This is a genomic window from Inquilinus ginsengisoli (assembly GCF_031453975.1).
GTDB classification, from domain to species: domain Bacteria; phylum Pseudomonadota; class Alphaproteobacteria; order DSM-16000; family Inquilinaceae; genus Inquilinus; species Inquilinus ginsengisoli_A.
The window spans coordinates 165,415-191,925 of the sequence record NZ_JAVDPW010000001.1; the positions used below are offsets into that span (position 1 = coordinate 165,415).

The 26,511-nt window shown below is 70.1% G+C and carries 29 protein-coding genes; 9 read left to right on the forward strand and 20 right to left on the reverse strand.

Going from position 1 to position 26,511, the window contains the following annotated elements:
* Positions 1-30 precede the first annotated feature (30 nt).
* From E9232_RS00860 to E9232_RS00890, 7 genes are all read right to left on the reverse strand, one after another.
* Positions 31-222: a hypothetical protein gene (locus tag E9232_RS00860; RefSeq protein WP_309791536.1), complete on the reverse strand. Its 192-nt coding sequence runs from the start codon at positions 220-222 to the stop codon at positions 31-33.
* Positions 223-472: 250 nt separating this feature from the next.
* The gene (locus E9232_RS00865) at positions 473-1,231 is read right to left on the reverse strand and encodes a response regulator transcription factor (RefSeq protein WP_309791538.1); all 759 of its coding nucleotides are present in this window, start codon (positions 1,229-1,231) and stop codon (positions 473-475) included.
* Between the two features lie 345 nt (positions 1,232-1,576).
* A complete protein-coding gene (locus tag E9232_RS00870; RefSeq protein WP_309791540.1) occupies positions 1,577-1,981 on the reverse strand; it encodes a nuclear transport factor 2 family protein in 405 nt (134 codons plus the stop codon).
* Between the two features lie 243 nt (positions 1,982-2,224).
* Positions 2,225-2,356 carry a hypothetical protein gene (locus tag E9232_RS00875; protein WP_309791542.1) on the reverse strand — a complete coding sequence of 44 codons (132 nt, stop codon included), beginning with the start codon at positions 2,354-2,356 and terminating at the stop codon, positions 2,225-2,227.
* A gap of 247 nt (positions 2,357-2,603) precedes the next feature.
* Positions 2,604-3,368: a helix-turn-helix transcriptional regulator gene (locus tag E9232_RS00880; RefSeq protein WP_309791544.1), complete on the reverse strand. Its 765-nt coding sequence runs from the start codon at positions 3,366-3,368 to the stop codon at positions 2,604-2,606.
* A gap of 107 nt (positions 3,369-3,475) precedes the next feature.
* The gene (locus E9232_RS00885; RefSeq protein WP_309791546.1) at positions 3,476-4,714 is read right to left on the reverse strand and encodes an MFS transporter; all 1,239 of its coding nucleotides are present in this window, start codon (positions 4,712-4,714) and stop codon (positions 3,476-3,478) included.
* A gap of 144 nt (positions 4,715-4,858) precedes the next feature.
* Positions 4,859-5,560: an orotate phosphoribosyltransferase gene (locus E9232_RS00890; protein ID WP_309791548.1), complete on the reverse strand. Its 702-nt coding sequence runs from the start codon at positions 5,558-5,560 to the stop codon at positions 4,859-4,861.
* Positions 5,561-5,677: 117 nt separating this feature from the next.
* On the opposite strand from E9232_RS00890, the gene pyrC reads away from it, so the two are divergent.
* Positions 5,678-6,730, forward strand: coding sequence for a dihydroorotase (gene pyrC, locus E9232_RS00895; protein WP_309791550.1), 1,053 nt, complete (start codon positions 5,678-5,680; stop codon positions 6,728-6,730).
* A gap of 27 nt (positions 6,731-6,757) precedes the next feature.
* Here pyrC and E9232_RS00900 read toward each other — a convergent pair whose 3' ends face one another.
* From E9232_RS00900 to E9232_RS00915, 4 genes are all read right to left on the reverse strand, one after another.
* Positions 6,758-6,916, reverse strand: a complete 159-nt coding sequence (locus E9232_RS00900) for a hypothetical protein (RefSeq protein WP_309791551.1) — start codon at positions 6,914-6,916, stop codon at positions 6,758-6,760.
* Between the two features lie 50 nt (positions 6,917-6,966).
* A complete protein-coding gene (locus E9232_RS00905; protein WP_309791552.1) occupies positions 6,967-7,470 on the reverse strand; it encodes a hypothetical protein in 504 nt (167 codons plus the stop codon).
* Between the two features lie 232 nt (positions 7,471-7,702).
* On the reverse strand, positions 7,703-7,975 hold the full coding sequence (locus E9232_RS00910) for a DUF4242 domain-containing protein (protein ID WP_309791553.1): 273 nt from the start codon (positions 7,973-7,975) through the stop codon (positions 7,703-7,705).
* A gap of 49 nt (positions 7,976-8,024) precedes the next feature.
* Positions 8,025-10,685: an ATP-binding protein gene (locus E9232_RS00915; protein ID WP_309791554.1), complete on the reverse strand. Its 2,661-nt coding sequence runs from the start codon at positions 10,683-10,685 to the stop codon at positions 8,025-8,027.
* Between the two features lie 117 nt (positions 10,686-10,802).
* Between E9232_RS00915 and E9232_RS00920 the strand changes: the two genes are divergently transcribed.
* Positions 10,803-11,141, forward strand: a complete 339-nt coding sequence (locus tag E9232_RS00920) for a hypothetical protein (protein ID WP_309791555.1) — start codon at positions 10,803-10,805, stop codon at positions 11,139-11,141.
* 36 nt (positions 11,142-11,177) lie between these two features.
* Here E9232_RS00920 and E9232_RS00925 read toward each other — a convergent pair whose 3' ends face one another.
* Entirely contained in the window at positions 11,178-11,489 is a 312-nt protein-coding gene (locus E9232_RS00925; RefSeq protein ID WP_309791557.1) for an NIPSNAP family protein, read from the reverse strand.
* Positions 11,490-11,635: 146 nt separating this feature from the next.
* On the opposite strand from E9232_RS00925, the gene E9232_RS00930 reads away from it, so the two are divergent.
* Positions 11,636-12,949 (forward strand): alanine racemase, encoded by a 1,314-nt coding sequence (locus E9232_RS00930; protein WP_309791558.1) that lies wholly within the window; start codon positions 11,636-11,638, stop codon positions 12,947-12,949.
* Between the two features lie 10 nt (positions 12,950-12,959).
* On the opposite strand, the gene E9232_RS00935 is transcribed toward E9232_RS00930, so the two are convergent.
* Positions 12,960-13,565 (reverse strand): DUF938 domain-containing protein, encoded by a 606-nt coding sequence (locus tag E9232_RS00935; RefSeq protein ID WP_309791560.1) that lies wholly within the window; start codon positions 13,563-13,565, stop codon positions 12,960-12,962.
* A gap of 109 nt (positions 13,566-13,674) precedes the next feature.
* Here E9232_RS00935 and E9232_RS00940 point away from each other — a divergent pair, with 109 nt between their 5' ends.
* Together E9232_RS00940 and pcaD are read left to right on the forward strand one after the other, a co-directional pair.
* On the forward strand, positions 13,675-14,301 hold the full coding sequence (locus E9232_RS00940) for a glutathione S-transferase family protein (protein ID WP_309791562.1): 627 nt from the start codon (positions 13,675-13,677) through the stop codon (positions 14,299-14,301).
* Positions 14,302-14,326: 25 nt separating this feature from the next.
* Positions 14,327-15,103 (forward strand): 3-oxoadipate enol-lactonase, encoded by a 777-nt coding sequence (gene pcaD, locus E9232_RS00945; protein WP_309791564.1) that lies wholly within the window; start codon positions 14,327-14,329, stop codon positions 15,101-15,103.
* 13 nt (positions 15,104-15,116) lie between these two features.
* Here the strand turns inward: pcaD and E9232_RS00950 are convergent, their stop codons facing one another.
* A complete protein-coding gene (locus tag E9232_RS00950; protein ID WP_309791565.1) occupies positions 15,117-15,743 on the reverse strand; it encodes a LysE family translocator in 627 nt (208 codons plus the stop codon).
* Between the two features lie 255 nt (positions 15,744-15,998).
* Here E9232_RS00950 and E9232_RS00955 point away from each other — a divergent pair, with 255 nt between their 5' ends.
* A complete protein-coding gene (locus E9232_RS00955) occupies positions 15,999-16,859 on the forward strand; it encodes a hypothetical protein (RefSeq protein ID WP_309791566.1) in 861 nt (286 codons plus the stop codon).
* Here E9232_RS00955 and E9232_RS00960 read toward each other — a convergent pair.
* Positions 16,828-17,292: a DUF1579 family protein gene (locus tag E9232_RS00960; RefSeq protein ID WP_309791568.1), complete on the reverse strand. Its 465-nt coding sequence runs from the start codon at positions 17,290-17,292 to the stop codon at positions 16,828-16,830. The genes E9232_RS00955 and E9232_RS00960 overlap by 32 nt on opposite strands.
* Positions 17,293-17,387: 95 nt before the next feature.
* Here E9232_RS00960 and E9232_RS00965 point away from each other — a divergent pair, with 95 nt between their 5' ends.
* A complete protein-coding gene (locus tag E9232_RS00965) occupies positions 17,388-18,104 on the forward strand; it encodes a helix-turn-helix transcriptional regulator (RefSeq protein WP_309791569.1) in 717 nt (238 codons plus the stop codon).
* Between the two features lie 91 nt (positions 18,105-18,195).
* Entirely contained in the window at positions 18,196-18,384 is a 189-nt protein-coding gene (locus E9232_RS00970) for a hypothetical protein (protein WP_309791570.1), read from the forward strand.
* A gap of 7 nt (positions 18,385-18,391) precedes the next feature.
* On the opposite strand, the gene E9232_RS00975 is transcribed toward E9232_RS00970, so the two are convergent.
* Positions 18,392-19,744: a sensor histidine kinase gene (locus E9232_RS00975; protein ID WP_309791572.1), complete on the reverse strand. Its 1,353-nt coding sequence runs from the start codon at positions 19,742-19,744 to the stop codon at positions 18,392-18,394.
* Positions 19,728-20,405 (reverse strand): response regulator transcription factor, encoded by a 678-nt coding sequence (locus E9232_RS00980; RefSeq protein ID WP_309792236.1) that lies wholly within the window; start codon positions 20,403-20,405, stop codon positions 19,728-19,730. The genes E9232_RS00975 and E9232_RS00980 overlap by 17 nt, the downstream gene beginning before the upstream one ends.
* Before the next feature lie 209 nt (positions 20,406-20,614).
* Here E9232_RS00980 and E9232_RS00985 point away from each other — a divergent pair, with 209 nt between their 5' ends.
* A complete protein-coding gene (locus E9232_RS00985; RefSeq protein ID WP_309791573.1) occupies positions 20,615-20,854 on the forward strand; it encodes a hypothetical protein in 240 nt (79 codons plus the stop codon).
* A gap of 11 nt (positions 20,855-20,865) precedes the next feature.
* On the opposite strand, the gene E9232_RS00990 is transcribed toward E9232_RS00985, so the two are convergent.
* From E9232_RS00990 to E9232_RS01000, 3 genes are all read right to left on the reverse strand, one after another.
* Positions 20,866-24,711 (reverse strand): calcium-binding protein, encoded by a 3,846-nt coding sequence (locus tag E9232_RS00990; protein WP_309791574.1) that lies wholly within the window; start codon positions 24,709-24,711, stop codon positions 20,866-20,868.
* A 188-nt stretch (positions 24,712-24,899) separates the two neighbouring features.
* Positions 24,900-25,538, reverse strand: a complete 639-nt coding sequence (locus E9232_RS00995; RefSeq protein ID WP_309791576.1) for a glutathione S-transferase family protein — start codon at positions 25,536-25,538, stop codon at positions 24,900-24,902.
* Positions 25,535-26,509 carry a M23 family metallopeptidase gene (locus tag E9232_RS01000; RefSeq protein WP_309791577.1) on the reverse strand — a complete coding sequence of 325 codons (975 nt, stop codon included), beginning with the start codon at positions 26,507-26,509 and terminating at the stop codon, positions 25,535-25,537. Before E9232_RS01000 ends, E9232_RS00995 begins: the two co-directional genes overlap by 4 nt.
* Positions 26,510-26,511: the final 2 nt, after the last annotated feature.

The window sequence follows — 26,511 nt, forward strand, 5'->3', positions numbered from 1 at the left end:
GGCTCTCAGCTGGGGCGGCCGGGCCGGATGTCAGGCGGGCTCCGGCGTCGGGCAGGCCTCGGCCGGCCCGAATCTCACATCCTCGAACCAAGGGATCGCATCCGCCGGGTCGCCGGTGTCGGACCAGATGTCCGGCAACAGGTCCAGACGCAGTCGAAGCGCGTCGTCGCCGTCGATCCACCCGGTGTCGCTGGCCCCGCCGGGGCCGACGTGAACAGGCATTGAGTTCTCCTGACCGGCGGCCAAGCAGACCGCCCCGCCGGCCGCCGCATGCGGTCCGCGCGATATTCAATGGCAGGTCCCTGTTCTGCCTCGCCTCCCTGGATCGAGAGCCCGCTTGGCCGCGGGGTATCCGGTCACGGGACGATCCTGCTGGTCGTCGTCCGGCCGGTGCGAAGCTTGTGGATGGTATTGTCCAGGGATGGGAAGGTGGTCTCAATCCCCCAGGAATCGGGGATTGCCGAGGCCGGGTTCAGGCGTCGAGCAGGCCGAGCGTGAGCGCCATGGCAACGGCCTCGGTCCGGTTGGTCGCCTGCAGCTTGCGCATCGCCGAGGCGACATAGTCGTTGACGGTGTGGACCGACAGCGCGAGCCGCTGGGCTGCCTGCTTGCTGGAAGCGCCGCGGGCGACGCAGGCCAGGCAGTCGCGCTCACGCGGGGCCAGCAACGGGGCCGGGGCGTCGGGGCCGTGCGCAGCGATCACCATGAGGCGGCGCTGGATCTTCAGCGCCCGGCCGATATGCGAGCCGAGATGCCGCAGCAGCCGGACCTGCTCGTCGTCCCAGTCGGGCTTGCGCCGCGACCGCCACAGCGAGAGATGGGCGCTGAGGCCGTGCTGGTCGAAGTCGACCCAGTAGAGGCCGCTGTGCCCGCCCTGCGGCTTCACATAGTCGTTGTAGAACTCGGTCCTCAGGAAGGCCGGTTCCGGCACCAGCATGCGGTCGATGAAGACGGACCCGGCCTGCAGCCGCGGCAGCATCGGGATGATCGGCCAGGTCTGGTGGTAATGGGCGTTGTAGACCGGGATATAGCTGGGGTCGCAGCCGACCCGGAGCGCCACGTCGGTCGGCTTCGGCGAGCCGGTCGGATGCAGGGCCGCGGCCTCGCCGCCAAGCAGCGTCGACACCCGGCCGAGCACGACCGTCCAATCCTCGTCGCCGAGCGCGGCGTCGTAGGTTTGGCCAACCAGACTGGCGATTGTGCGATCATCCGACATGACAAGGGAAAGCATGCACTGAACCTGCAGCGACGGAAAGATCGGCCGACACCATTGAGGACTATGTCGGGATTTGGGATCTTTGGCGGCCAGGCCCCGCCAGGGTGCCCCGACTTGCCTTGTCCTAGGGTAGGAAGTCCGTCGCCTGCAAGGCGATAGCGCCGGTCAGGGCGATGCTGAAATCGGCGGTGCCGTCGCCGTTGACGTCGCCGCTGACGGTGGTGACGCCGCCCGACTGAGCGAAGCGCGACGGCCGGGCCGCGCGGGCTTGCCCAGCCGGCGCGCAGGCGGATCGTGATCACGTGGGGAGGGTCTGCGGTGGTCGCGGGACGTCCGTCGCCGCTTGGCGCTTCGCGACCGTCAGGCCAGACGCTTCCAGCTTTCGAACACCTGCTCGCGAGCGATCTTGCCGTCGCGCATGTGAAACACATGCAGCAGCCGGAGTTCGATCCTCTCGCCGACCGAGTAGGAGGCATCGGCGAAGCCATCCGCGGTCAGCCGGCAGCGGACGATGCAGTCATCCACCACCCGGTCTGCGGTGGCGAATCGGTCCAGCGGCTCGATCTCGACATCGGCGATGGAGGAGAAGATCCTGACGTAGTTCGCCTGGATCGCGGCCTTGTCGGTCAGGACGAGGCCGCTGGCCGGCGCCTCCAGCACGATGTCGTCGGTGTAGAGCCCCATGACGGAGGCCGGATCCTGCGCCTCGCCGCGGATATGGGCGTCGACGACGGCGAGATTGGCCGCGATCGCTTCAATGGACATTCTGCTTCCTTGAGAGCTGCGAGGTCCGTGGGACCTGAGATGTCAGAAAGCCGCCCTGTTTCCTGCGCCTTGATCGGCTCTTGGCGTGGGCGCTGCTTCCGGCCTGCCGGGCAGCGCTCCGATGCCGGGAAATATCGTGGAGTGGACGAAAGGCCTCAATCCCCGAGGATTAGGGGATATGTGCCTATGGCCTGTCGCTGTGCCGGACTGCGCTCCCAGGCGACGGCCTGACGCGGCGTCCGTTCACCAGTGCAGGGTGAGGAGGAGGGCCGTCGCCGACAGCGCCGTCCCGCCCGCCACGGCGGCGAAGGCCGGCCCGGCGCGCCACAGCAGCACCGCGAACAGCCCGACACTCGCCATCAGAACCGCATGCATCGCTCGTCCTCCCAGACCCTGCTTCCCCGCGCCACGCCCGCCGGCACCGGGATCGCAAGTCGACCTCGCCTTGCGACAACAACGGCATTTGCGTCGAATTGGTTCGTTCGAAACGCAAAAATCGACAGGTGACATCCTGTCCGGGCGCGATTCACGGAACCTCCGTGACGCCATCAGTGTCCCGGATCGGGACGAGGCCCTCAATCCCCCAAGATTAGGGGACGGCTGGGGTCGATCGCGGCGAGGATCAGTCGTCGAGCAGGCCCAGCACCCGCGCCGTGGCGACCGCCTCGGTGCGGCTGGTCGCCTCCAGCTTGCGCATCGCCGATGCCACATGGTCGTTGACGGCGTGGGTCGGCAGTTCGAGCTGGCGGGCGATGTCGGCGCTGGAGGCGCCCTGGGCGATCCGGGCCAGGCAGTCCCGCTCGCGCCAGGTCAGGTCGGCCCCGCTCTGGAGCAGGCCGACGGCCGCCCGGCGGACCGCTGCGTCGACGAGGCGCCGCTCGATCTCCAGCGCCTGGCCGAGATGGGGGCCGATCTGGCGCAGGAGGCGAAGCTGCTCAGGCTCCCATTCCGGCGCTCGCCGCGGCCGCCACAGCGAGATCGTGGTGGGAAGGACGCCTTCCTCCTCCCGGCCGCTGTCGATCCAGGACAGGCTGGCGTGCTGGTCCTGCGGCATCAGGAAGTCGTTGTAGAATTCGGTCCTGACATAGTCCCGGTCGGACAGCAGCATGCGGTCGAGGAAGACCGACCCCGCCGGCAGGCGCGGCAGCCAGGATCGGATCGGCAGGATCTCATGGTAATAGGCGCCGTAGAGCTCGACATAGGCGGGGTCGATCCCAGCGACCAGGGTCTGCACCGCCTGCCCTGGGGCGCTGCGCCGCTGCAGCACCGCGGCCCGGCCGCCGAGTATCCCCGACAGGGTGTCCAGCGCCACGGCCCAATCCGTGTCGCCGACCGCGGCGTCGTAGAGCTGTCCGATCAGATTCAGGAACGCGCGTTCATCCGGCATGAAGAATCACGATGGTGGCGGACCGGCCCCTGACCGGGCGGCCGATCCCGGCAACGGAGTGATATAGCACGCCGCAACCGTCGTCATCGGCGGTCCGGCGCCCCCCGCTACTCCGCCGGGGCCGACGCGATTTCGGAATCGAGCCGGGCCTTGCCGAAGGCGACGCCGCGCCGCTCGGGACCGAAGGCGATCAGCACGGCGATGACCACGGCGACGATCCCGGTCACCAGCGCCATCGCCATCCCGTAATCGTTGCCGTTGCCGACGGCGATGTGGGTCTGCAGCGTCAGGTTGATCGCCGCCAGCAGGTTGCCGGTCTGGTAGACGAAGCCGGGGAAGGTGCCGCGCGCCTCCTCGGGCGACAGCTCGTTCAGATGCGCCGGGATCACGCCCCAGGCGCCCTGCACCGCGACCTGCATCAGGAAGGCGCCGGCGGCCAGCGTCACGGCGCCGGAGGAGAAGGCCCACAGCGGCAGGGCCGGCAGCGCCAGCAGGGCGGCGATGACGATGACCCGGCGCCGGCCGAAGCGTTCCGACAGGATGCCGCAGGCCAGGCCGCCGATGATGGCGCCGATGTTGTAGACGATGGCGATCAGGCTGACCTCGTGCGGGGTCATGCCGTGCTGGACCTTCAGGAAGGTCGGGTAGATGTCCTGGGTGCCGTGGCTGAAGAAGTTGAACGCGGTCATCAGCAGGATGGCGTAGATCCCCAGCCGCCAGTGCCGCCGGATGGTGTCCAGCAGCGAGATCGGGGCGGCGGCGGTGCGGGTCTCGGTCCAGGACGGGGATTCCGGCACGCTGCGGCGGATGTACAGCACCAGCAGGGCGGGCAGCACGCCGATCATGAACATGCCGCGCCAGCCGATCGATTCGTAGAACAGGCCGTAGACCACCGAGGCCAGCAGGTAGCCGGTGGGATAGCCCGCCTGCAGCAGGCCGGAGACGAAGCCGCGCGACCTGACCGGGACCGTCTCCATGGTCAGCGAGGCGCCGACGCCCCATTCGCCGCCCATGGCGATGCCGTACAGCATGCGCAGGATCAGCAGCACGGTGAAGGTCGGGGAGAAGCCCGAGGCGAATTCGAGCAGCGAGTACAGCAGCACGTCGACCATCAGCGTCGGCCGGCGGCCGAAGCGGTCGGCGGCGCGGCCGAACAGGAAGGCGCCCAGCGGCCGCATCACCAGGGTCAGCGTCACCAGCCACGACGTGGCCTCGGCCCCGGTACCGAATTCCTGGGCGATGTCGGTCAGGATGAAGATGAGGAGGAAGAAGTCGAAGGCGTCGAGGGTCCAGCCGAGAAAGCTGGCGACGACGACGCTGCGCTGCTGGGCGGTCCATCCCTGCATGTCGGAGCCTCTTGAGCCGTTGAGTGCGCAGGGCGGCGCCCCCTCCGTCGCCGCCCGCCGCCTCAACCCAGTTCATCCCTCGATGCCGCGCCCGTCTTGCGCGCATCGGGCATGGCTCATGTGCCGGAACCGAAGCTCCGGGGCTCAGTCGGTCGGCATCTGGTCGATGCCGCCATGCGCGGCCGACCAGGACACCGGGTCGTGCAGGAATGTCTCGACCTCGCCCAGGGTCTTGGTGTCGAAGTGGTTGCCGGCCTTGCACACCTCCAGCACGTCCCACCAGGTGGCCAAAGCGTGCAGCTCGACCCCGATCGAGTGGAAGAACTTCGGCGTGTCCTTGAAGATGCCGTAGTTGAAGATGACGAAGACGTGCTCCACCACCGCGCCGGCGTCGCGCAGTGCCTGGCAGAACTTGGCCTTGCTGCGGCCGTCGGTGCTCAGATCCTCGACCAGCAGCACGCGCTGGCCCTCGGTCAGCACGCCCTCGATCTGGGCGTTGCGGCCGAAGCCCTTCGGCTTCTTGCGGACATACTGCATCGGCAGCGCCAGCCGGTCGGCGATCCAGGCGGCGTAGGAGATGCCGGCGGTCTCGCCGCCCGCCACCGCGTCGATCTTCTCGAAGCCGATCTCGCTCAGGATGATCGAGGTGGCGAAGTCCATCAGCACGCCGCGGATGCGGGGGAAGGAGATCAGCCGCCGCGTGTCGGTGTAGACCGGGCTGGCCCAGCCCGAGGTGAATTTGTAGGGCGTCTCGACGTTGAAGCTGATCGCCCCGGCCTCGAGATAGGCCTGGACCGTCAGGCGGGCGATGGTCTTGCGGTCGGCAAAGCTGGTCGAGAGGATCATGGCGGGCTCCGGCGCAGGGGTTTGCGCGTCTTAGGGCGGGGACAGCCATCTGGCAAGCGGGCTTGCGGGGGAAAGCCCGCATGGCCATGATCCGCGCGCCGCTTCAGGGACCCCGCCATGACCACCCAGCCTGACCGCCTGACCCTCCGCCGCCCCGACGACTGGCACCTGCATCTGCGCGACGGCGCCATGCTGCGGGCGGTGCTGCCGCACAGCACGGCGCATTTCGGCCGCGCCATCATCATGCCGAACCTGACGCCGCCGGTGGTGACCACCGCCGATGCCGTCGCCTATCGCGACCGCATCCTGGCGGCGCTGCCGGCCGGGGCGCGCTTCACCCCGCTGATGACCGCCTACCTGACCGAGGGCACCGACCCCGACGACCTCGCCCGCGGCAAGGAAGAGGGCGTGCTGACCGCGGTCAAGCTGTATCCGGCCGGCGCCACCACCAACTCCCATGCCGGGGTGCGCGACCTCGCCAAGGTCCGGCCGGTGCTGGCGCGGATGCAGGCGATCGGCCTGCCGCTGCTGGTGCATGGCGAGGTGGTCGACCCCGCGATCGACATCTTCGACCGCGAGGCGGTGTTCATCGAACGCCACCTGCAGCCGATCCGCGCCGACTTCCCCGAACTGCGCATCGTGTTCGAGCACGTCACCACCCGGAACGGGGTGGATTTCGTGCTGGACCAGGGCGACGGCCTGGTCGGCGCCACCATCACGCCGCATCACCTGATCCTGAACCGCAACGACCTGCTCGTCGGCGGGGTGCGCCCCCACTACTACTGCCTGCCGGTGGTGAAGCGCGAAAGCCACCGCCTGGCGCTGCGGGCGGCCGCGACTTCGGGCGACCCGCGCTTCTTCCTCGGCACCGATTCCGCGCCGCATCCGGTGCATGCCAAGGAGGCGGCCTGCGGCTGCGCCGGCGTGTTCAACGCCCTGGCCGCGGTGGCCTGCTACGCCGAGGTGTTCGCGGAGGAGGGGGCGCTGGACCGCTTCGAGACCTTCGCCTCGCTCAACGGCCCGGCCTTCTACCAGCTGCCGGTGAACGACGAGACCATCACCCTGGTCCGCGGCGAGGACGACCTGCCGGAGCGGCTGGCGGTCCCGGGCGGCGACGACGTCCATGTCTTCCGCGGCAAGACCGTGCCGGGCTGGCGGGTGGAGGCATAGGCACGGCCGGCGGCCGCTTCCGAACCCTCAAAGGTACAATCCGACGTCGTTTCTGAGGTGCTCGCTCAGCGCGCTGATGTCGGGCGGCTTGCGGGCTGCCCTGGTCCGGCGGGCCGGACGCCACCAGACGGCGGCGCGCAGCAGGGACAGGCGTGCCACGCGCGCCGCCGCAACCAGAATGAACATGATCGCTGCCCATCGAACCAAGGGTGGAGAAGCGGGCCGCCCGGCGCGGCCTATTTGCCCATCTCCATCGCCGCGTCGCACGAGACGTTCGGGTTCATGTCGGCGAAGGTCCCGGTCGGGTTCGGCCGCCAGGCCCAGACATGAAGCTCGTAGAACGCATCCAGCCCGTAGCGGTTGGGGGCGCTGTTGAAGTTGAACAGCTGGCCCTCGATCGCGGCCGGGCCTTTGGAGGTGATGTACTCGACCGCCACCAGCTCGAGCTTGCCGTCGGGTTTCGGCTCGTACATCACCGCTTCGGGCCTGGCCAGATCGATCGCGTCGTCCTTCAGATAGGCGGCATTGACGTAGTGGATCCCCATGGCCCCCCCGCTCACGCCGCTGGCGCAGGGAATCGGGGTGTAGCCCTCGGCCGTGGCCGCCGACACGTCGTGAAAGCGGTCGTTGGCCGTGCGCACCTTGTCCGCCAGCGGATTGCCGGCCGCATGGGCGACCGCGGTGCCGATGACCATCAGGGATATGACGACGAGAGTCCGGGCATGGCGACGTGATTTCATCTGCCTCTCCATTTGATTGTGGATCGGGCGCCGCAGGCGGCGGGGCCGGGCTGGCCACCGTGCCTGCGGCGTCGATCGGGATGTTTGCGGTTTCGGAAGGGAATCGAGGCGTCGGCCCCGATCCGGTCAGGCGCGGCCTGGGCAGGCCCGGCGCGCTCGGCCTTGCGGGGCGCGGCCCGCCATCTTCGGCTGACGCGGCGGAGTCCGTCACCCGCCCCGCTGGAAATCCACCCTAGAGGTGGAAATACGGATCGAGCACGCGGACCTCGGTGATCCGCTCCACCGGCAGCCCGTTGCGGTCCGCGGCCTTGCGAATGGCCTCCGGGGTCGGGGCGTCGTAGATGCAGAAGGTCTGCTTCTTGTCCGCGGTCACATAGGAATGCACCCAGGTCACCCCGTGCTGGGCGTTGTTGGCGATGACGGTGGCCGCCGTCTGGCGGCCCGGCTGGTCGGGGGCGAGACCGAGTCCATCCGGGAAATGGCGTTCGATCAGATAGCGGGGCATGGCGTCGTATCTCCTGCTTGCGGCATCGGGCCGTGTTGAGGTGATCAGGCTATGCGCCGCGGCGTTCCCGCACATCGGGAGGGCTTCCCCATTTTGCGGTGGGGCCTTCCCCATTTTTCGCCATCAGATTCTGCTCATGGGCGATGCGAACCGCCTCGCCACGCGTCGCGGCACCGAGCTTGGCCAGCACGGACGAGACATGATGGTCGACGGTCTTGGAGGAGACGTGGAGCCGGTCGCCGATCCGGCCGTTGCTGAGGCCTTCGGCCAGGCAGCCCAGGATCTCCACCTCGCGCCTGGTCAGGCCAAGCGGGTTCCGGCGTGTGCTGGCCCTGGGCCCGCGCGGGATGCGGCGAACCCCCTCGCCGCGCATCCGCTGGCGCAGCATCGCGGCCGCGGGGGCCGCGCCGAGCCGATCGAAGATCTCTAGCGCCGCCAGCTGCGCCGGCTGGTCGCCATCGGCCAGCGCGCGCGCCTGCTCATAGGGGCAGCCCAGGCGGTGCCAGGCTTCGGCCGCGCGGTGCCAATCGCCCCTGATCTGCAGGACGAAGGGTGGCGCGGCCCAGCCCGGCGCGGCGATGGTGTCGCCGGCCCGCCAGCGCCAGAACGAGAACTCGCCCGCATGCCAGGGGTGGCGATGCCTGATCGCGAGATCGTAGACCGCCGTCGCCTCCGCCATCGCGCGGTCAGGCTCGCCGGCGAGCCATGCCGCCTCCGCCCGGGCGGCGCGGGCCGGCGCCAGGCGCTGCAGCGTGTCGGTCTGCAGCACCTGCTCGAGGGCTTCGTCAAGCACCGCGGCGGCACCCGGATCACCGCGCCGGGTCCGCACGCGGCCCAGGGCGATCAGCGCCATGATCCGGCTGACGGCCCCGACATGGGGGCGCTCGACCAGCGACACCGCGATGTCGCCGGCCTCGTCCCAGCGGCCCTGATAGAACCGCGTCAAGGCGAGCCAGGACCGCATGTAGTGGTTCGCATGATCCAGGTCGCGTTCGGCCGTGTAGGCGATGCCGTCGGCGAGATGGCGCTCCGCCTCGGCGAACTGGTACTGCTCGCCATAGCACGAGCCCAGATTCGAATGGGCGAGGCCGACCAGGGAGTCCAGCCCCGCGCGGCGCGCCAGGGCGAGGCTGCGGTCGAGATGCGGGCGGCCGCGCTCGTCTCCGAAGGCGAGCATCGCCGACCCCACGACATTCTCGGCGGCCGCGATGGTGGCCTCGTCCCCAAGACGCGTGGCCAGTGCGATCGCCTTCCGGCCCCAACGCACCGCCGGCTCGCGATCCCGGTGCAGCATCCGCAGATGGGCCTGGATCCGATAGGCGGCGGCCAATTGGCGCGTCGGGGGCAGCGCCTCCAGCACCTCGATGGCGCGGCGGCTCGCCTCCTCGGCGGCGGCGTTGCGGCCGCTCCGGACCAGGGGCCAGGCGAGGGCGGCGAGGTTCTCCCCCTCCTTCAGTCGGTCCCCGGCCTGGCGCCACAGCTCGATCGCCTCCTGGCGGGCCCGGCTGGCTTCGGCGAGGTCGTCGATGATGGCGCATTCCTCGGCATAGGCCTCGAGCAGCTGCGCCCGTTCGGCCGGCGGCCGATCGCCGGCGAAGCCGAGGACACGGAGATACTGGGCCGCCGCCGCCCGGTGGGCCCCGGCAGCGACGGCGGCACGGGCCGCCGCCGGCCCGAATTCGAGGACCGCGTCGCCATCGCCCGCGCCCTCGGCGAACTGCGCCAGCTGCGCCAGGTCGATGCGCCCGGCCCCGGAGGTCCTCAGGCCGTCGAGCGCCGATCGATGGAGCTCCCGGCGGCGTCCGGGCTCGAGATCGGTCAGCACCGCCTCGCGAACCAGCTCGTGCCGGAAGGAGATGCCACCTTGCGTCGCCTCGAGCAGTCCGGCCCTGATGCATTCGGCCAGGCCCTCGGCTGCGCCGCCAAGCACCCGCTCCACCGCGATATGGTCCATCCGGCTGCCGATCACGGCCGCGGCCTCCAGCACATATCGGCCGGCCGGCGTCAGCTTCGCCGCCCGGGCCAGCACCGCGTCGCGCACCGTCTTCGGAAGTCCCCGCTCCGCCCAAGACAGGATCTCGGTGATGAAGAATGGGTTGCCGCGGGTCTGCCGGTACAGCGCCTCGGGGTCGAACGGTCGGCCCGCGATCAGGCTGCGCACGGCGTCGATCGTCAGGCGCGGCGGCTCGATGCGGAGGGTCGCCCCCGACGTCGCCAGGTCGCCGAGGAGCACGCGGAGGGGATGCCGGGCGCCGACCTCGTCGTCGCGATAGGTGAGGATGAGAAGAACCTTGGTCTGCGCAATGCGGCGGCTCAGGAACCTGATGAGGTCGAGCGTCGCCTCGTCGGCCCAATGGATGTCCTCGATCACGAGGAGCGTTGGCCGGCTCGGCTCGTCAAGCAGGTCGAGCACGGTCGAGAACACCGCGGTGCGCGGCGCCTCGTCCTGCAGCTGCGCCAGCAGTCTTCCGCCGGTCTGGCGGGCGATGTCGTGCAACGGGCCGAGCGGCGAGGGGGTGAACAGCGCGTCGCAATGCCCCTTGAGGATGCGCATCGCCTGGCCGCTCGTCGCGATGAAGCGATCGACGAGTGAGGTCTTGCCGATACCGGCCTCGCCGTTGACCAGCGCGATGCGTCCCGCGTGGGCGCACGCCTCCTTCAGGGCGGCGGCCAGCAGCTGCAGTTCGTAGCCCCGTTCGAGCAGCTCCATCGGCAAGGCTCTGTCAGATTGGGTGGCCCATTCTGCCTCGCCTTCTGGGCAGGATCATGTCAGTGCCGGATGCCGGGCCGCTCCCGGATGGCCGTGGTTCAGGGCGGGTGCTAGCCTGTGCCGATGATCAGCTCAGCAGTGTTTCACGACGCGACGATTGCCCGTCTCTCCGTGGAGGGCAGCGTGATTCACATCGAAGTGAACGAATTTGCTTTGTCCCCGGTTGAGATGTGCCCGCCGACCCGCATCTCGATCCGGAATTGCCGAGAGATCCTTCGAGATGGCCTCCTGGCCGAGGGGATAGTGCCGGAATCCGAAGATGGCGAGATCTATAGGATCGAAGAGGATGCGGTCGGCATTACCTTGATGGTCATCTGGTTCAAATACAAACCGCGCACCGAGTCGCTCGTGGCCTACAAGTTTGTGGGAGCGGATTTGGACGTGACGGCTTTGTAGCCGTACCGGCTGTGAACGCCGACTGCCCCGTCCGGCTCAGCCCTCAGTCCCGACCGGCCGGAAGAATGACCGCTCGTAGCGCAGGAAGCAGCGCGTCTCCTTGGCATAGGCCATGGCCTTGGCGACCTCCGGATCCGTGGCGGCTTTGCGCCGGTAGTCCTCGTAGGCGGCGAAGCTGGGGAAGCTGAACAGCCCCAGCGCCACGTCGCTCTCGCCCTCGGACGGCAGGAAATAGCCGTGATGGGTGCCGCCGAACCGCGGCAGTAGCTCGAGCCACATCCGGGCATAGGTCTCGAACTCGGGAAGCTTGTCCTGATCGACGATGTAGCGGATGTGGCAGGTGATCATCGGCGGCTCCCTGGAGAAGGCGAGGAATCGGGTCGGTGCTGGTCTACCCCAGATTCGACGGTGCGGTGAGGGGAACAGATCCTCGCTTGACGCGGCCGCCGGTGCCGCCTTCGATGGGGCCGGAACTCATCGGAAGGAATTCGTCCGTGGCTGTCGCGATCGATGCGTTGGATATCACCGTGCTGGACGACCGCATCCGGGGCGTGCCGCCGGGGACCGCGCCGCTGCCGCTGGCGGCGGTGGCGGCGCAGGGCTGGCACCCCGCCGAAGGTGTGATGTCGCTGCCGGTGCTGACGCTGGACGAGGCCGCCTTCGCCGGCAACCGCGACCTGATGCTGCGCTATGCGGCGGAGCAGGGCGTGGCGATCGCGCCGCATGGCAAGACGCCGATGCTGCCGGAGCTGGCGGGGTCGCTGGTCGCGGCCGGGGCCTGGGGCGCCACCGTGGCCGACATCCGCCAGGCCGCGGTGATGCTGCATGCCGGGCTGAACCGCCTGATCCTGGCCAACGAGGTCGGCGGCCTGGGCGGCGCCGGGCGCCTGGCCCGGCTGCTCGACGCCTATCCGCAGGCCGAGCTGTATCCCTTCGTCGATTCGGTCGAGGCGGCCCAGGCGCTTGACACCGCCTGGCGCGAGGCCGGGCGGCCGCCGCTGCCGGTGCTGGTCGAGATCGGTGCCGGCCGCGCCGGGGCCCGCGACCTGGCCGCGGCCGAACGGGTGATCGCCGCGGTGGCGGCCAGCCAGGGCCGGCTGCGCCTGGCCGGCGTCGCCACCTATGAGGCCGCGGCGGCCAGCGCCGCCCCGGGCCGGGCCGAAGCCGTCGTCGCCGGGCTGGCCGAGCTGGCGGCGGCGACCTTCCAGCGCGTCCGCGCCGCGGCGGGCGCCGGCGCGCCGCTGATTGTCACCGCCGGCGGGTCCTACTATTTCGACCTGGTGGTGCGCCATCTCGGCCCGGTGGTCGCGGCGGATGGCGCGGCGACGCTGGTGCTGCGCAGCGGGTCGCTGTTCCTGGGCGACCACGCCTTCACCGCCCGCGGCCTTGCCGAGATCGATGCGCGCCAGGGCTTCCGCATCGGCGGCGAGGTCCGCAGCGCGGCCCAGGGCTTCCGCCCGGCGCTGCGGCTGTGGGCCGAGGTGCTGTCGCGGCCGGAGCCCGGCCTGGCCCTGTGCGGTATGGGCATGCGCGACGTGTCCTACGACCAGGACCTGCCGATGCCGCTGCGTCTGCACCGCAACGGCCGGGTGCTGGCCGATTTCGCCGGGCCGGACGACGCCCGGGTGGCCAAGCTGAACGACCAGCACAGCTTCCTGGCGCTGCGGCCGGACAGCCCGGTCGCGGTCGGCGACGTGGTCGAATTCGGCATTTCCCATCCCTGCACCTGCCTGGACCGCTGGCGCCTGGTCTGGGGCGTGGATGCGGCCGGCCGGGTCCGCACCGCCTATCCCACCCGCTTCGGCTGACGGCTGGCGGTCAGGCCCGCCGAAACACGACGCTGAGGTTGTTCGCCGGCATCTCGGTGACCGCCGGGCCTGCGAATCCGGCGGCGGCCGCCAGGGCGGCGACCGCCTCCAGGTCGCGCAGGCCCCAGGCCGGATCGCGGCTGCGCAGGCTGCGGTCGAATTCCTCGTTGCTCGGCGCGGTCGGCGCGCCGGCGCGGCGATACGGGCCGTAGAGGTACAAGGGTGCGCCGGGCGGCAGGAGGGCGGCGGCACCGCGCATCAGCCCTTCCGTCGCCGCCCAGGGCGAGATGTGGATCATGTTGATGCACAGCACCGCATTGGCCGCCGCGATCGGCCAGGGCGGCGCCGCCGCGTCCAGGACCAGGGGCGGGCGCAGATTGGCCAGGCCGCTCTCCGCCGCCCAGGCCGCGATGCTCTGCCGCGCCTCCGGGCTGGGGTCGGATGGCTGGAAGACCAGGTCCGGCATGGCTTGCGCGAAATGCAGGATGTGCTCGCCCGACCCGCTGGCGATCTCCAGCACCGTGCCGGCGCGGGGCAGCACCTCGCGCAGCACGGTCAGGATCGGGTCGCGGTTGCGCGCCGCGGCGGGGGCATGCTGGCGGTGATCGGTCATCATCCCGCCAGGATCGCACGCCGCCCCCGGCGATCCAACCGGGCGCGGTCGACTTCGGCGTGCCCTCCGGCCACACTGCGGCGCCAAGACACGCCGCGCGGCTGGAGACGCCATGATCACCGTCCATCACCTCAACGATTCCCGGTCGCACCGCATCCTGTGGCTGCTGGAGGAACTCGGGCTGCCCTATGCGGTCGAGTACTACCGGCGCGATCCGCAGACCCGGCTGGCCCCGCCCGAGCTGCTGGCGGTGCATCCGCTGGGCAAGGCGCCGGTGATCGTCGATGACGGCCGGGTGATGGCCGAATCAGGCGCCATCATCGACTACCTCATCCGCCGTCACGGCGGCGGCCGGCTGCAGCCGGCGCCCGACACGCCGGCCTATGACGACTATGTGCACTGGCTGCACTTCGCCGAGGGCTCGGCCATGCTGCCCTTGATCCTGAACCTCTATGCCGGGCGGCTGGGCGCGGCCGCGGCGCCGGTGCAGCCGCGGATCGACAGCCAGGTGGCCAGCCACCTCGCCTATGTCGACGGGGCGCTGCAGGGCCGGCCCTACCTGCTCGGCGATTCGCTGACCGCCGCCGACATCCAGCTCAGCTTCATCGGCGAGGTCGCCGGCGCCCAGGGCCGGCGCGGCGCCTATCCCGATCTCGACGGCTGGAACCGGCGGATGCAGGATCGCCCGGCCTACCAGGCCGCGGTGGCGAAGGGCGGCCCCTACGCCCTGGCGCGCTGACCCCACCCGACACGGAGCACCGACCATGCCTCACGTCACCGTCGACGGATGCCGCCTGCACTATCGCCTCGATGGGGCGGAGGATGCGCCGCCGCTGCTGCTGATCCACGCCGTCGGGGTCGATCTCGGCATGTGGGCGCCGCAGGCCGATCGCTTCGCCGGCCGCTTCCGGGTGCTGCGCTACGACCATCGCGGCCATGGCGGCAGCGACGTGCCGGTGGGGGCCTACAGCCTCGACCGGCTGGGGCGGGATGCGGTCGGGCTGCTCGACGCGCTCGGCATCGCCCGGACCCATGTCGCCGGCCTGTCGATGGGCGGGATGGTGGCGCTGTGGCTCGGCATCCACGCGCCGGACCGGGTCGACCGGCTGGTGCCCTGCTGCACCACCGCCTATGCCGGCGGCGCCGCGGTGTGGGACCCGCGGATCGCGGCGGTGCAGGCGGGCGGCATGGCGGCGCTGGCCGACGGCGTGATCGAGCGCTGGTTCACGCCGGGCTTCCGTAAGCGCGCGCCCGGCACCATCGCCGGCGTGCGCCAGACCCTGCTGGGCACCTCGCCGGAAGGCTATGCCGGCTGCTGCGCCGCGATCCGCGACATGGACCAGCGCGACGCGATCGGCCGCATCGCGGCGCCGACCCTGGTGATCTCGGGCGCGCACGACGCCGGCACCCCGCCGGAGCGGGGGCGGGAGATCGCCGCGGCGGTTCCGGGGGCACAATTCCTGGCCCTCGACGCCGCACACATCGCCAACATCGAACAGCCCGACGCCTTCGGCGCCGCGGTCGAAGATTTTCTGGGCTGAGACTTCGACCGATCTACCCCGCCGGCCGTCTTGCGGCGGCCAGCAGCAGGCCGAAGCCGATCATCAGGCTGCCGGAAATGCGGTTGAGCCAGCGGAACGGCCGGGCGGTGCGGAAGACGCGGCCCAGCCGGGCGCCGATCAGGGCGTAGGCGGTGATCGCCACGACTTCCAGCACCAGGAAGCTGGCGCCGAGCAGGGCGAAGCTGGCGGCGTAGTCCGACGGCACCACGAATTGCGGGAAAAAGGCGGTGAAAACCAGGATCGCCTTCGGGTTGCCCGCGGCGACCCAGAACTCCTGCCGGATCAGGGCCTGCAACGGCTGCGGCCGGCCGGCGGCGTCGCGGTCCAGCACCGGCGCGTCGGCGCGCAGCAGCTTGATGCCGAGCCAGACCAGATAGGCGGCGCCTATCCACTTCACCGCCGCGAAGGCGACCTCCGAGGCGGTCAGCAGCGTGCCGAGGCCCAGCCCGGCGACCGCGATCATGATGGCGAAGGCGACCAGCCGGCCCGATGCGGCGGCCACCGCGCGGAATGTGCCGTCGCGGGCGCCGTTCGACAGCGACAGCAGGTTGTTCGGCCCGAACGCCATGTTGATGGCGAAGCAGGCGGGCAGGAAGAGCAGGTAGTCGTCGAGCGTCATGATCGGGTCTCCTCCGGCCTTGCCGGTCGGCACAGCCTGCCAGAGATCCGGCGCCGGTGGAACCGGCCGGCGGCGGCATGAAGGCGCCAGATATTCTGATGAATTGGAGTAATTTTCACAAAATTTGAACTCAATGGCTGAAGAATTTCATCTTGGATTCATGGGTGAAAGATCGGATTGTCCAGCATAGTTGGCCTTCATCTGCATGATGCCAGGACAAGGATTTCTGTGTCGATCTCTCCCGATGCCATCGCGATGCGGTTCTATCTTGGCGGCGTCGAACCGCTGCTGTTCCGGTTGCGGAAGCAGCCGCGGCTGCGCCTGTGGGGGCACAGCGCCGCCGACCTGCCCGAGGCCCCGCTGACGCTGGAGGCGGAGGGCTGCACCGACGAGCGCTGCCGCCACATGGTCGAGAAGCATCGCGACTATCTCGCCAAATTCGCCCGGCGCGGCCCGGACGGCACCGCCGGCCTGTGGTACGGCACGCCCTGCCTGCTCGACCTCGACGGCTTCGCGGACGCCGCGGCCTATGAGCGGGACATCCGGAAGCACAGCTTCGGCTACATCCTGCGGGAGACGCGCAAGGCGGCCAAGGCCGGCTACCGCTGCCGGATGTTCGACCGCTTCGGCCAGGGCGACGACATGCGCGACATCGAGGCGTCGAAGCTGTTCCGCTCCGGCGGGCCGGTGCCGCAGGCCTTCGCCCAGCGCTTCGGCCGGGGCAGCGGGGTGAAGGGCGACCCGTGGCTCGATTCGGCCTGCCCGGCGCATTGGGCGGCCGACTGGGGCGTCTTCGTCGACGATGGCGGGCGGGACCGGCTGGTCGGCACCATCGTGCTGCGCCGGATCGGCAACATCATCCGCATCGTCAGCTTCCTCGGCCATGCCGACCACCTGTCCTCGGGCGCGATGAAGCTGCTGTTCGTCGAGATCGTGCGCTGGCTGCTGCGCCGCGACGATCCGCGGGTGCTGGGCGCGCGCTTCCTGCTGTACGGCGCGGCGGAGCAGGGGCGGCTGGGGCTGCTGCACTGGAAGCGCCGGCTGCTGGTGCGGCCCTTCGTCTTCGCCGATCCGGACGGGCCGGTCACCTCAGGCGCCGGAATTCCCCGCGCATGATCGGGGTGAAATCGGCCTGATCGGCCAGCCGGGTCTCGATCTCGTGGCGGAAGCGGTCGGGCCCGACGGTGAAGACCGACCGGCCGATGCCGCGCGGGGTGTGCTTGACCAGGATCAGCCGGTCGCCCTCCCAGCTGCCGCGCGACGGGGCCAGCGGCGGGAAGCCGTAGCTGTCGAACCAGAACCAGACGATCTCCTGCGCCGCCGGGTCGACCGTCAGCACGCCATGCGCGTCGAAGCGGCAGCCGCCCGCCCGCTCCTCGGCGAAGTCGTGGATCAGCGACAGCCGGGCCGGATCGAAGCGGAAGTCCCAGCGCCCCTTCGCCGGGCCGCTGGGGCCCCAGGGGTTGGGGAACACCTCCTCCTCGCCCTCCCAGGCGCCTTCAAGGCGGGCGAGGGACTCGTGCAACGGGCCGGGGGTCAGGGGCGTCATCGGGGACCTCGATCGGGTGATGGCGGCACCCTAGCGGCCCGTGAAATGGCGTGCTAACCGGATCGGGCCCGCCAATTGCGCATTCTGGCCAGGTCGTGCCGATTGAGATCCGCCGCTTCCGCCATGACGGCCGTTTCGACGGCCCGATCCATGCCCATGGCCGCGGCCAGCTTTTCGCCCTCGACCATGGCACCGCCCTGATCCGCAGCGCCGCGGGCGACTGGATCATGCCGCCGGGCCGGCTGTGCTGGATGCCGGAAGGCGTGCCGCACGGCGTGCTGACGCTGGGGCCGGTGGCTGGGCTTAGTCTTTATTTCGATGCCGGGACAAGCGCGGGCCTGCCGGACCGGCCGCAGGTGCTGCGGGCGCCGCCGCTGGCCCTGTCGCTGCTGGTCCGGATCGCCGAGGTCGAGGCCGATGCGGACCGCCGCTCCCGGCTGCTGGCGGTGCTGCTGGACGAGTTGCGGGCGGCGCCGGAAGAGCCCCTGCGCCTGCCGACGCCGCGCGACCCGCGGCTGCGCCGGATGACCGCAACGCTGGCTGCGGACCCGGCCGATCCGCGCCGCCTCGACGACTGGGCGGCCGAACTGGCCCTGCCGAAGCGCACGCTGGTGCGGCGCTTCAAGGCAGAAACGGGGCTGAGCTTCGTGCAGTGGCGTCATCACGCCCGGCTGATCCGGGCGGCGGCGCTGCTCGGCGCCGGGGGTTCGGTGACCGACACGGCGTTCGCCGTCGGCTATGACAGCGTCAGCGCCTTCATCACCCGTTTCCGGGCCGGCTTCGGCGTGACCCCTGGGCGATTCTCCGAGTAGCCGCCGAATTGTGGCAGGCCGGACGGGGATCGGCCCAAAGAAACCATCTTCCCCCTCTCAACTGGCGATCGACCAGCAGCGGGGGAAGAGGATGAGCCTGGACCACAATGACGCTTTCGACATCGAGCGGCCGGATGCCGACGAGGCCGCCCGGCATGCGCCGTCCATGACGGCACAGCCCGCTTGCGGCGGGGGCCGCTCGGCCGAGAACCGGGCCCGGATCGTCGCACATCTGCGCTCCACCCTGCTGATCGGCGACCGCTCGCAGGTCTGGGACTAGCGGCCGGTCAAGGGAACAGCAGCGACACTCTCAGCCCCGGGCGGTTGTCCGACAGCGCGACCGTGATGCGGTGCAGCTGGGCGGTGGCCGACACCAGGCTCAACCCCAGCCCGTTGCCCGGCGTGTTGCGGCTCTGCTCCAGCCGGTAGAAGCGCTGGAACACCTTGTCGCGCTGCTCCTCCGGAATGCCGGGGCCGTCATCGGCGATCACCAGCTCGGCCCGCCCGTCGGGCCGGCGGGCCAGGTGGATGTCGATCTGGGTTCCGGGCGGCGTGTGGCGCAGCGCGTTCTCGATCAGGTTGGCGACCATCTGCGACAGCAGGTCGACGTCGCCCGTGACCTCGACCGGCGGCGGGCTGTCCCACCGGATGGTCTGGCCGCTTTCCTCGGCCGTCGGCTGGAACACCTCGACCATGGTCGAGGTCAGCTCCGACAGGTCGCAGCGGGCGAAGCCCCGGCGCGCGCTGCCGGCCTCGAGCCGGGCGATGCGCAGCAGGGCGTTGAACACGGCCAGAAGCTGGTCCGCCTCGACGATCGCGCCCTCCACCGCCCGTTCGTATTCCGCCGTCGACCGTGATTTCAGCACCGCCCCCTCCAGCCTTTGGCGCAGCCGGCCCAGCGGGGTGCGCAGGTCGTGGGCGATGTCGGTGGAGACCTGGCGCAGCCCGTCCATCAGGGCCTCGATCCGGTCGAGCATGGTGTTGACGATGTCGGTCAGCCGGTCGAACTCGTCGCCGGTCTCGCGGCCCGGCAGGCGCTGGGTCAGGTCGCCGTCCATGATCTTCTGGCAGATGCGGTTGATGGCATCGACCCGGCGCAGGACGCCGGCGCTGACCAGCAGCCCGCCGCCGACGCCGAGGATGGCGGTCGCCAGCAGGCTCCAGCCAAGGCCACGCAGCCACAGCTCGCGGAGGTCCTCGAGCGGGGCGCGGTCGGCGGCGACCAGCAGGAATGCGCCATCCGGCAGGATCTTCCCGACGCCGCGGAGGTCGCGGTCGTCTCCGGGGGGGCCGGGGAGGCTCAGGTCCTGGGCCCCCGCCGTCGGCGGCATCACCGGCAGGTTGCCCACAAGGCGCTTGCCGTCGCGGTCCTGGTACAGGAAGAAGCCGGGGCTGTTCGGATCGCTCTTCAGGCTCTGTTCGATGTCCGAGGCGATCTCCTCGGGCGGATCGCGCGGATAGTCCTCGGTCAACTCGGCGACGATGGCGGTCAGCGAGCCGTCGAACTGCCGTGCCGTATAGCCCGCGGTCGCCCAGTAGAGCACGCCGAGGATCGCCGCGACCGACAGGCCGAACACCCCGGTGTACAGCGCGGTCAGCCGGAAGCTGGTGGTGCGGAAGATCCTAACCGGGCGGGCCAAGGCGGTACCCGGCGCCGCGGATAGTGGTCAGCAGCTCTCCGGCGAAGGGCCGGTCCAGCTTCCGTCGCAGCCGGCTGACATGGGCCTCGACCACATTGGTGGTGGGGTCGAAGCGCAGGTGCCAGACCTTTTCCAGCAGCATCGTCCGGGTCACCACATGGCCGGCGTTGCGCAGGAGGTATTCGAGCAGCTGGAACTCCCGCGGCTGCAGCTCGATCGGCTGGCCGGCCCGGACCACGGTGCGGCGGATCAGGTCGACCTCGAGATCGGCGACGCGCAGCACCGTCTCGGCCGAGGCCTGGCGCGCCCGCCGGCCCAGCGCGTCGACCCGCGCCAGCAGTTCGGCCAGGGCGAAGGGCTTCGGCAGGTAGTCGTCGCCGCCAGCCTCCAGCCCGGCCACCCGCTCGTCGATGTCGCCGAGCGCGGTCAGGAACAGGACCGAGGTCCGGATGTCGGCGGCGCGCAGGCGCCGGACCAGGGCGAGGCCGTCCAGGCCGGGCACCATCCGGTCGACGATCAGCAGGTCGAAGGCGCCGCCGGCGGCGGCGAGGAAGCCGCGCGGACCTTCGGCCACGGTCTCGACCCGATGCCCTGCGCCGGCCAGGCCCTCGGCGACATAGGCCGCGGTGTCGGCATCGTCCTCGATCAGGAGAATCGTCAGCGTCTGCAAATCGCATCCCCGGACAACAAGCTGTCAAAGATATGATATGCGATTTATCGCCGACGATCAGCCATTTTCCAAATGTGGCGGAGGTTAATTATCGGTTAACTGGGGAAACTCTGTTCATATCGAACGGACGGAGAAGTAAATTCAGGAAACTGAAGGTCTGGTTTCTTTCTCTTGTTTATAAGTAGTGACAGGTGAAGCGGATGGTTGTGGATCGCAGTGGTCGTCCGGCGGAGCCGCCGCAGACAGGGGGGCAGCCGGATCCGCTCGACGGTTCGGGCGCCGCCGATGCATCGGACGGGTGGCATGAACCGGACCGGCTCACCGCCGTGCCGGAGGGGCTGGTCATCGCGGGCGGGCGGGCACCGAAGAACCAGTCCCGGATCGTCGAGCACCTCAAGGCGGTGCTGCTGGCGCCCGCCGGCGTGCGCCACTGGGACTAGGGGCAGGCCGCCTACAGCACGAAATCTGCGGCCGCCAGGGTGACCGCGCCGGTGAGCGCAATGTCGAAATCCGCCACGCCGTCACCATTGACGTCGCCGGCCACCAGCGTCTGGCCGCCGGACTGGATGACCCGGATCTGTCCCGCTGCCGAGAAGGCCGCCGCGCCGATGAAGGCGAAGGCCTGATCGCCGGCGACGGCCGTGTTCGCATCGATCAGCGTGAGCTGGATCCGGTCGCCGGCCGCATGGCTGAAATCGGTGATCAGGTCGTGCGTCGCCGCCCCCACCGGGCTGTGCGCGACGGCCGACAGGATGAAGCGGTCGGCGCCCGCCCCGCCGGTCAGCGTGTCCGCGCCGGCACCACCCTCCAAGGTGTCGTTCCCGTCATTCCCAGCCAGCACGTTGACGCCGGCGTTGCCGACCAGGGCGTTGGCCAGCGCATTGCCCGTGCCGTTGATCGCGCCGGCCCCGAGGAGGGTCAGGTTCTCGATCTCGCCACCGAGCGACCAGGTGATCCGCGACAGCACCGTGTCGATGCCGCCGCCGGCGGCTTCGGTCACGACGTCGCCGGCATTGTCCACGACAAAGATGTCGTTGCCGCCGCCACCGAACAGCCGGTCCGCCCCGGCGCCGCCGTCCAGGATATTGGCGGCATTGTTGCCGACGATGACGTTGGCCAGGATATTGCCGGTGCCGCTGATCGCCGCGGCGCCGGTCAGGACCAGGGTCTCAATTTCGGCGCCGAGGGTGAAGCTGACCGACGACCGCACCGCATCGGTGCCGCCGCCGGCCGCCTCGACCACGACGTCGCCGGCATTGTCCACGACATAGGTGTCGTGGCCGCCGCCGCCGGTCATCCGGTCCGCCCCGGCACCGCCGTTCAGGGTGTTGGCGGCGGCGTTGCCGGTGATGGTGTTGGCCAGGGCGTTGCCGGTGCCGTCGATGGCGGCGGCGCCGGCCAGGATCAGGGTCTCGACCTCGGCGCCCAGCGTGTGGGTGACGGAAGACTGCACCGTATCGACCCCGCCGCCTGCCGCCTCGACCACGACGTCGCCGGCATTGTCGACGATATAGGTGTCGTTGCCGCCGCCGCCGGTCATGCGGTCCGCCCCGGCGCCGCCGTTCAGCAGGTTGGCGGCGGCATTGCCGACGATGGTGTTGGCCAGGGCGTTGCCGGTGCCGTTGATCGCCGCGGCGCCGGTCAGGACCAGGATCTCCAGCGTCGGGCCGAGGACATAGGTGATCGAGCTCTGCACCGTGTCCGTGCCCTCGTTCGCATTCTCGGTGACGATGTCGCCGGCATTGTCGACGATGTAGGTGTCGTTGCCGGTGCCGCCGGTCATGCTGTCGGCTCCGGCACCCCCGCTCAGCACGTCATTGCCGCCGAGGCCGACCAGCCGGTCCGTCCCGGCGCCGGTGGCCAGGACATCGTCCAGGGCGTTGCCGGTGAGGGTGTCGCTGCCGGATCCGGAGGTGAAGCGGATGCGCTCCACTCCGGTCATGTAGACGCTGAAATCCGATGACGAGGACGACGTGTCCGGCGCCAGCAGCTGGAAGGTCAGGTCGGCGGTCACGGCGCTGCGGTCCACCACGGCGGTGTCCAGGCCGATGTCGCCATAGGCGGAATCGCTCCCCGCCCCGGTCTCGAGGATGTCGTCCCCCTGGTTCCCGTTCAGGGTGTCGTTTCCGGCCCCGCCCTTGAGGCGGTCGTCGCCGGTTCCGCCATAGAGGTAATCCCGCCCGGCGCCGCCATCGAGGACATCGTTGCCGTTCTCGCCGGACAATGTGTCTTCCCCCGCGCCGGAGGTGACGGTGTCCACCCCGGCCCCGCCGCGGAAATCGAGGCTTTCGATGCCGATGACGGTGGTCCCGTCCGACGCCAGGGCCGACACCGCCGGCGATGCGACGGTCAGGGTGAAGGCGACGGCGAGGTCCGTCCGGTCCAGCACCAGCTGGTCGGTTCCGGCGCCGCCGTCGATCGCGTCGACGCCGGTGCCCGACTGGATGCGGTCGTCGCCGTCGCCGCCGTCGATCGTGTCGTTGCCGGTGCCGCCATAGAGGTAGTCGTTGCCGAGACCGCCGCCGAGGCGGTCGTTGCCTTCGTTGCCGGAGAGGTCGTCGTCGCCGGCCCCGCCCGAGGCGATGTCGTTGCCGGTCCCGCCGCTGAGGCTGCTCCGTCCGTCGCCGCCGATGAGGGTGTCGTTTCCGTCCTCGCCATAGGCGCCCTCGGTGTAGCCGGACGGATTCGCCACGCCGGTGTCGAGCGTATCGTCGCCATCGCCGCCATAGAGGTAGTCGGTGCCGTCGCCGCCGTTCAGCTGGTCGCCGCCGGCCCCGCCCGACAGGGTGTCGTCGCCGGCGCCGCCATTCAGCCGGTCCGCGCCGGCATTGCCGCCGAGGCGATCGTTGCCGCTGCCGCCGGTGACCGTGTCGATGCCGGATCCGCCGGCGAATTCGAAGGTCTCGATGCCGGTGATCGTGGTGCCGTCGCTGGCGGTCGCCACCGCGCCGGGCGCGCCGAGCGCGAGGGTGAAGGCGGTCGTCAGGTTGGACCGGTCGAGCGACAGCCAATCGATGCCGCCGCCGCCGTCGATCGCCTCCGTCCCGGCACCGAGGACGGCGCCGAGGCCGGAGGAGATGGAGTCGTCCCCGAGCCCGCCCTTGATGTCGTCCGCGCCGGCGTCGCCATAGATCCGGTCGTTGCCGGTGCCGCCGTCGATCCGGTCGATCCCATCGCCGCCATAGAGGTAGTCGCCGCCGGCGCCGCCGGAGAGGCTGTCATTGCCGGTGCCGCCATCCAGCGTGTCGTCGTCATCGCCGCCGGAAAGGGTGTCGTCGCCGGATCCGCCGTTGAGGCTGGCGGAGGCGATCCCGCCGATGAGCGTGTCGTTGCCGTCCTCGCCATAGGCATATTCGGCGTAGGTGCTGAACGTGTTGGCCCCGGTCGACAGGGTGTCATTGCCTTCACCGCCGTAGAGGGTGTCGACCCCGTCGCCACCATTCAGCACGTCGTTGCCGTTGTTGCCGCGGAGGGTGTCGCCCCCGGCGCCACCGGTGATCGTGTCCGTCCCGGCGCCGCCATAGACCGACAGGGTCTCGACGCCGCGGATGGTGGTGCCGTCGCTCGCCGTGCTGGTAGTGCCCGGCGAACCCAGCGTCAGGGTGAAGGCGACGGACAGGGCGCTGCGGTCGAGTTCGGCCCAATCCTTCGCGCCGGCGCCGCCGTCGATCGCGTCAACGCCCGTGCCCGAATAGATCTCGTCGTCGCCGTCGCCGCCATTCAGCGTGTCGTTGCCGTCCTGGCCATTGAGCACGTCGTTGTCGCCGCCGGCGGAGAGGGTGTCGTTGCCGCTGCCGCCGTCGAGGGATTGCGGTCCGGCGCCGCCGGTGAGGATGTCGTTCCCGCCTTCGCCATAGGCATATTCCCGGTCATAGATCGAGCCGGACCCGTTCCCGGTGTCGAGCTGGTCGTTGCCGGTGCCGCCATACAGGGTGTCGCGGCCGTTGCCGCCGATCAGGATGTCGTCGTTGGACCCGCCGCGGATCGTGTCGTTGCCCGCGCCGCCGGTGATGCGGTCGGCACCCGAACCGCCATAGACGTCGATCTGCTCGACATTGAACAGCGTCGTGCCGTCGGATGCGGTGGTGGTCGTCGTCGGGGCGTCCAGCGTCAGGATCAGGGCGGTTCCCAGGTTGGAGCGGTCGAGATAGGCCGTGTCGACCCCGTCGCCGCCGTCGAAGCTGTCGACGCCCTGCTGCCCGTACAGGTAGTCGTCGCCGCCCAGTCCCTGAAAACTGTCGTTCGAATTGCTGCCGAACAGGGACTCACCGAACGCCGTACCGATCAAAACGGTCACAATAAAACTCCCTGGACATGTATTATTTGTAAAAATTCTAGCCTTTATGGTCTCGACGACGATCGTATGCAGATCTATTGAATCGCTTCTTAAGCAAAGATAGCGCAAATTTTATGCAAAGCGGAGTCGGATCGCCGATGAGACGCTATTGGGCACGGTGAGGCCCAATTGGGTGCAGCGGCTGCAGGCTACTCCGGGCCGAGCACCGTCGCCGACGGCCGGGCGGTGAGGCGGTCCCACCAGGCTTCGAGCCGGTTGCGGCCGGCCATCAGGGCGCGGCCTTCCGGCGCCATCTTGAAATAGTCGAGGATCGGCGCGGCATGCAGGTCGGCGAGGCTGATCGCGTCGCCCAGCAGCCAGGGACCGTCGCCGAGGAATCCGGCCAGCACGTCGAGGCACAGTTCGGCCCGGGGCAGGGCGTTGGCGATCAGCGATTCGTCGGCCGGCGATCCGGTCGCCGGCTTCGACACTCGCTCGACATAGATGTCCCAGACCAGCGGGCGATAGGCATAGGCGTCGAGGATGCCGATGATCTGGGTCAGCCGGGCGCGGCCGCGGGCATCGGCCGGCTGCAGCGCGGGCCCGTCGAAGGCCTCGTCGACATAGCGGGTGATCGCCGCGGTCTCGTACAGGGCGAAGCCGTCATGCTCGAAGGCCGGGATGCGGCCGAAGGGGTGGCGCGGCAGATGGTCGGGCGGCGGCCCGCCGGGCGCGAAGATGTCGACCTCGACCAGGTCGAAGGCGACACCCTTCTCCTGCAGCACCATCAGCGCGGTGCGGACATAGGCGCTGTAGCGGGCGCCATACAGGATCGGCCGCGGGCTCACGGCACCACCAGGGTGCGCTCGGCCTCTGCCACCACGGCGCCGTTGCGCTCCAGCCGGTAGCGGCCGGTGTAGGTCCCCGGCTTCCAGCCCTGCGTCGCCGGGGGGCGCTTGCCGCTGAAGGCGAACCAGATGATCTTCGAGGCCGGCAGCGCCTTTTGGTCCTGATACGCCAGGGCGCCGTCGGGGCCGGCGATGGTGATGATCTGCACGTCGCCGGCCTGAACGCCGAAGCTCTCGGCCCAGAACACCAGCGGCGCCAGCCGCGAGCCCGTGATGTCGGAGTAGCGGCCCAGCCGGGCGGAATTGGCGTCGGCCGGGCCGGTGGCGAAGCCGGCGATCAGCGTCCCGGTGGCGATGTAGGGCACGTCGGCCGTCCACAGCGAATGCCGGGTGACGTTGCAGCCAGCGCCGGTCGGCTCGTCGGTGAAGGGGTCGATGCGCTGCTCGCCCTTCAGGATGCCGAAATGCAGGTGCGGGAACTCGGTGTCGCCGGACAGGCCGACCTGGCCCAGCGGCTGGCCGGCCTTCACCACATCGCCGGCGTGCACCTTCAGGCTGCCGCGCTTCATGTGGCCGTACAGCGTCTGCCAGCCATTGCCATGGTCGATGATCACGCCGTTGCCGGCCTCGCGCCCCTCGATCGCGGCCTTGCCGCGGTCGTCGACCGACACGTCCGGCTCGCCGTCGCGCACCCGCAGCACGGTGCCGTCGGCCGCCGCCACCACGGCGACGCCCCGCTGCATGGTGGCCAGGTCGGGCAGGCGGATGTCGGTGCCGTCATGGCCGTCATAGGTCAGCGGGCCGCAATGGAAATCGGCCCGGCCGGGGCCCGGATCGGCATCGACGTAGTTCTGGACGAAGCAGTCCTTGCCGACGGTGCAGGCGACCGGCCAGGAAAAGCGCGGCTCGTCCTGCGCCTGGGCGGCAGCGGGCGCGGCGAGAAGGAGAAGCCCGAACAGAGCACGCCGCATCG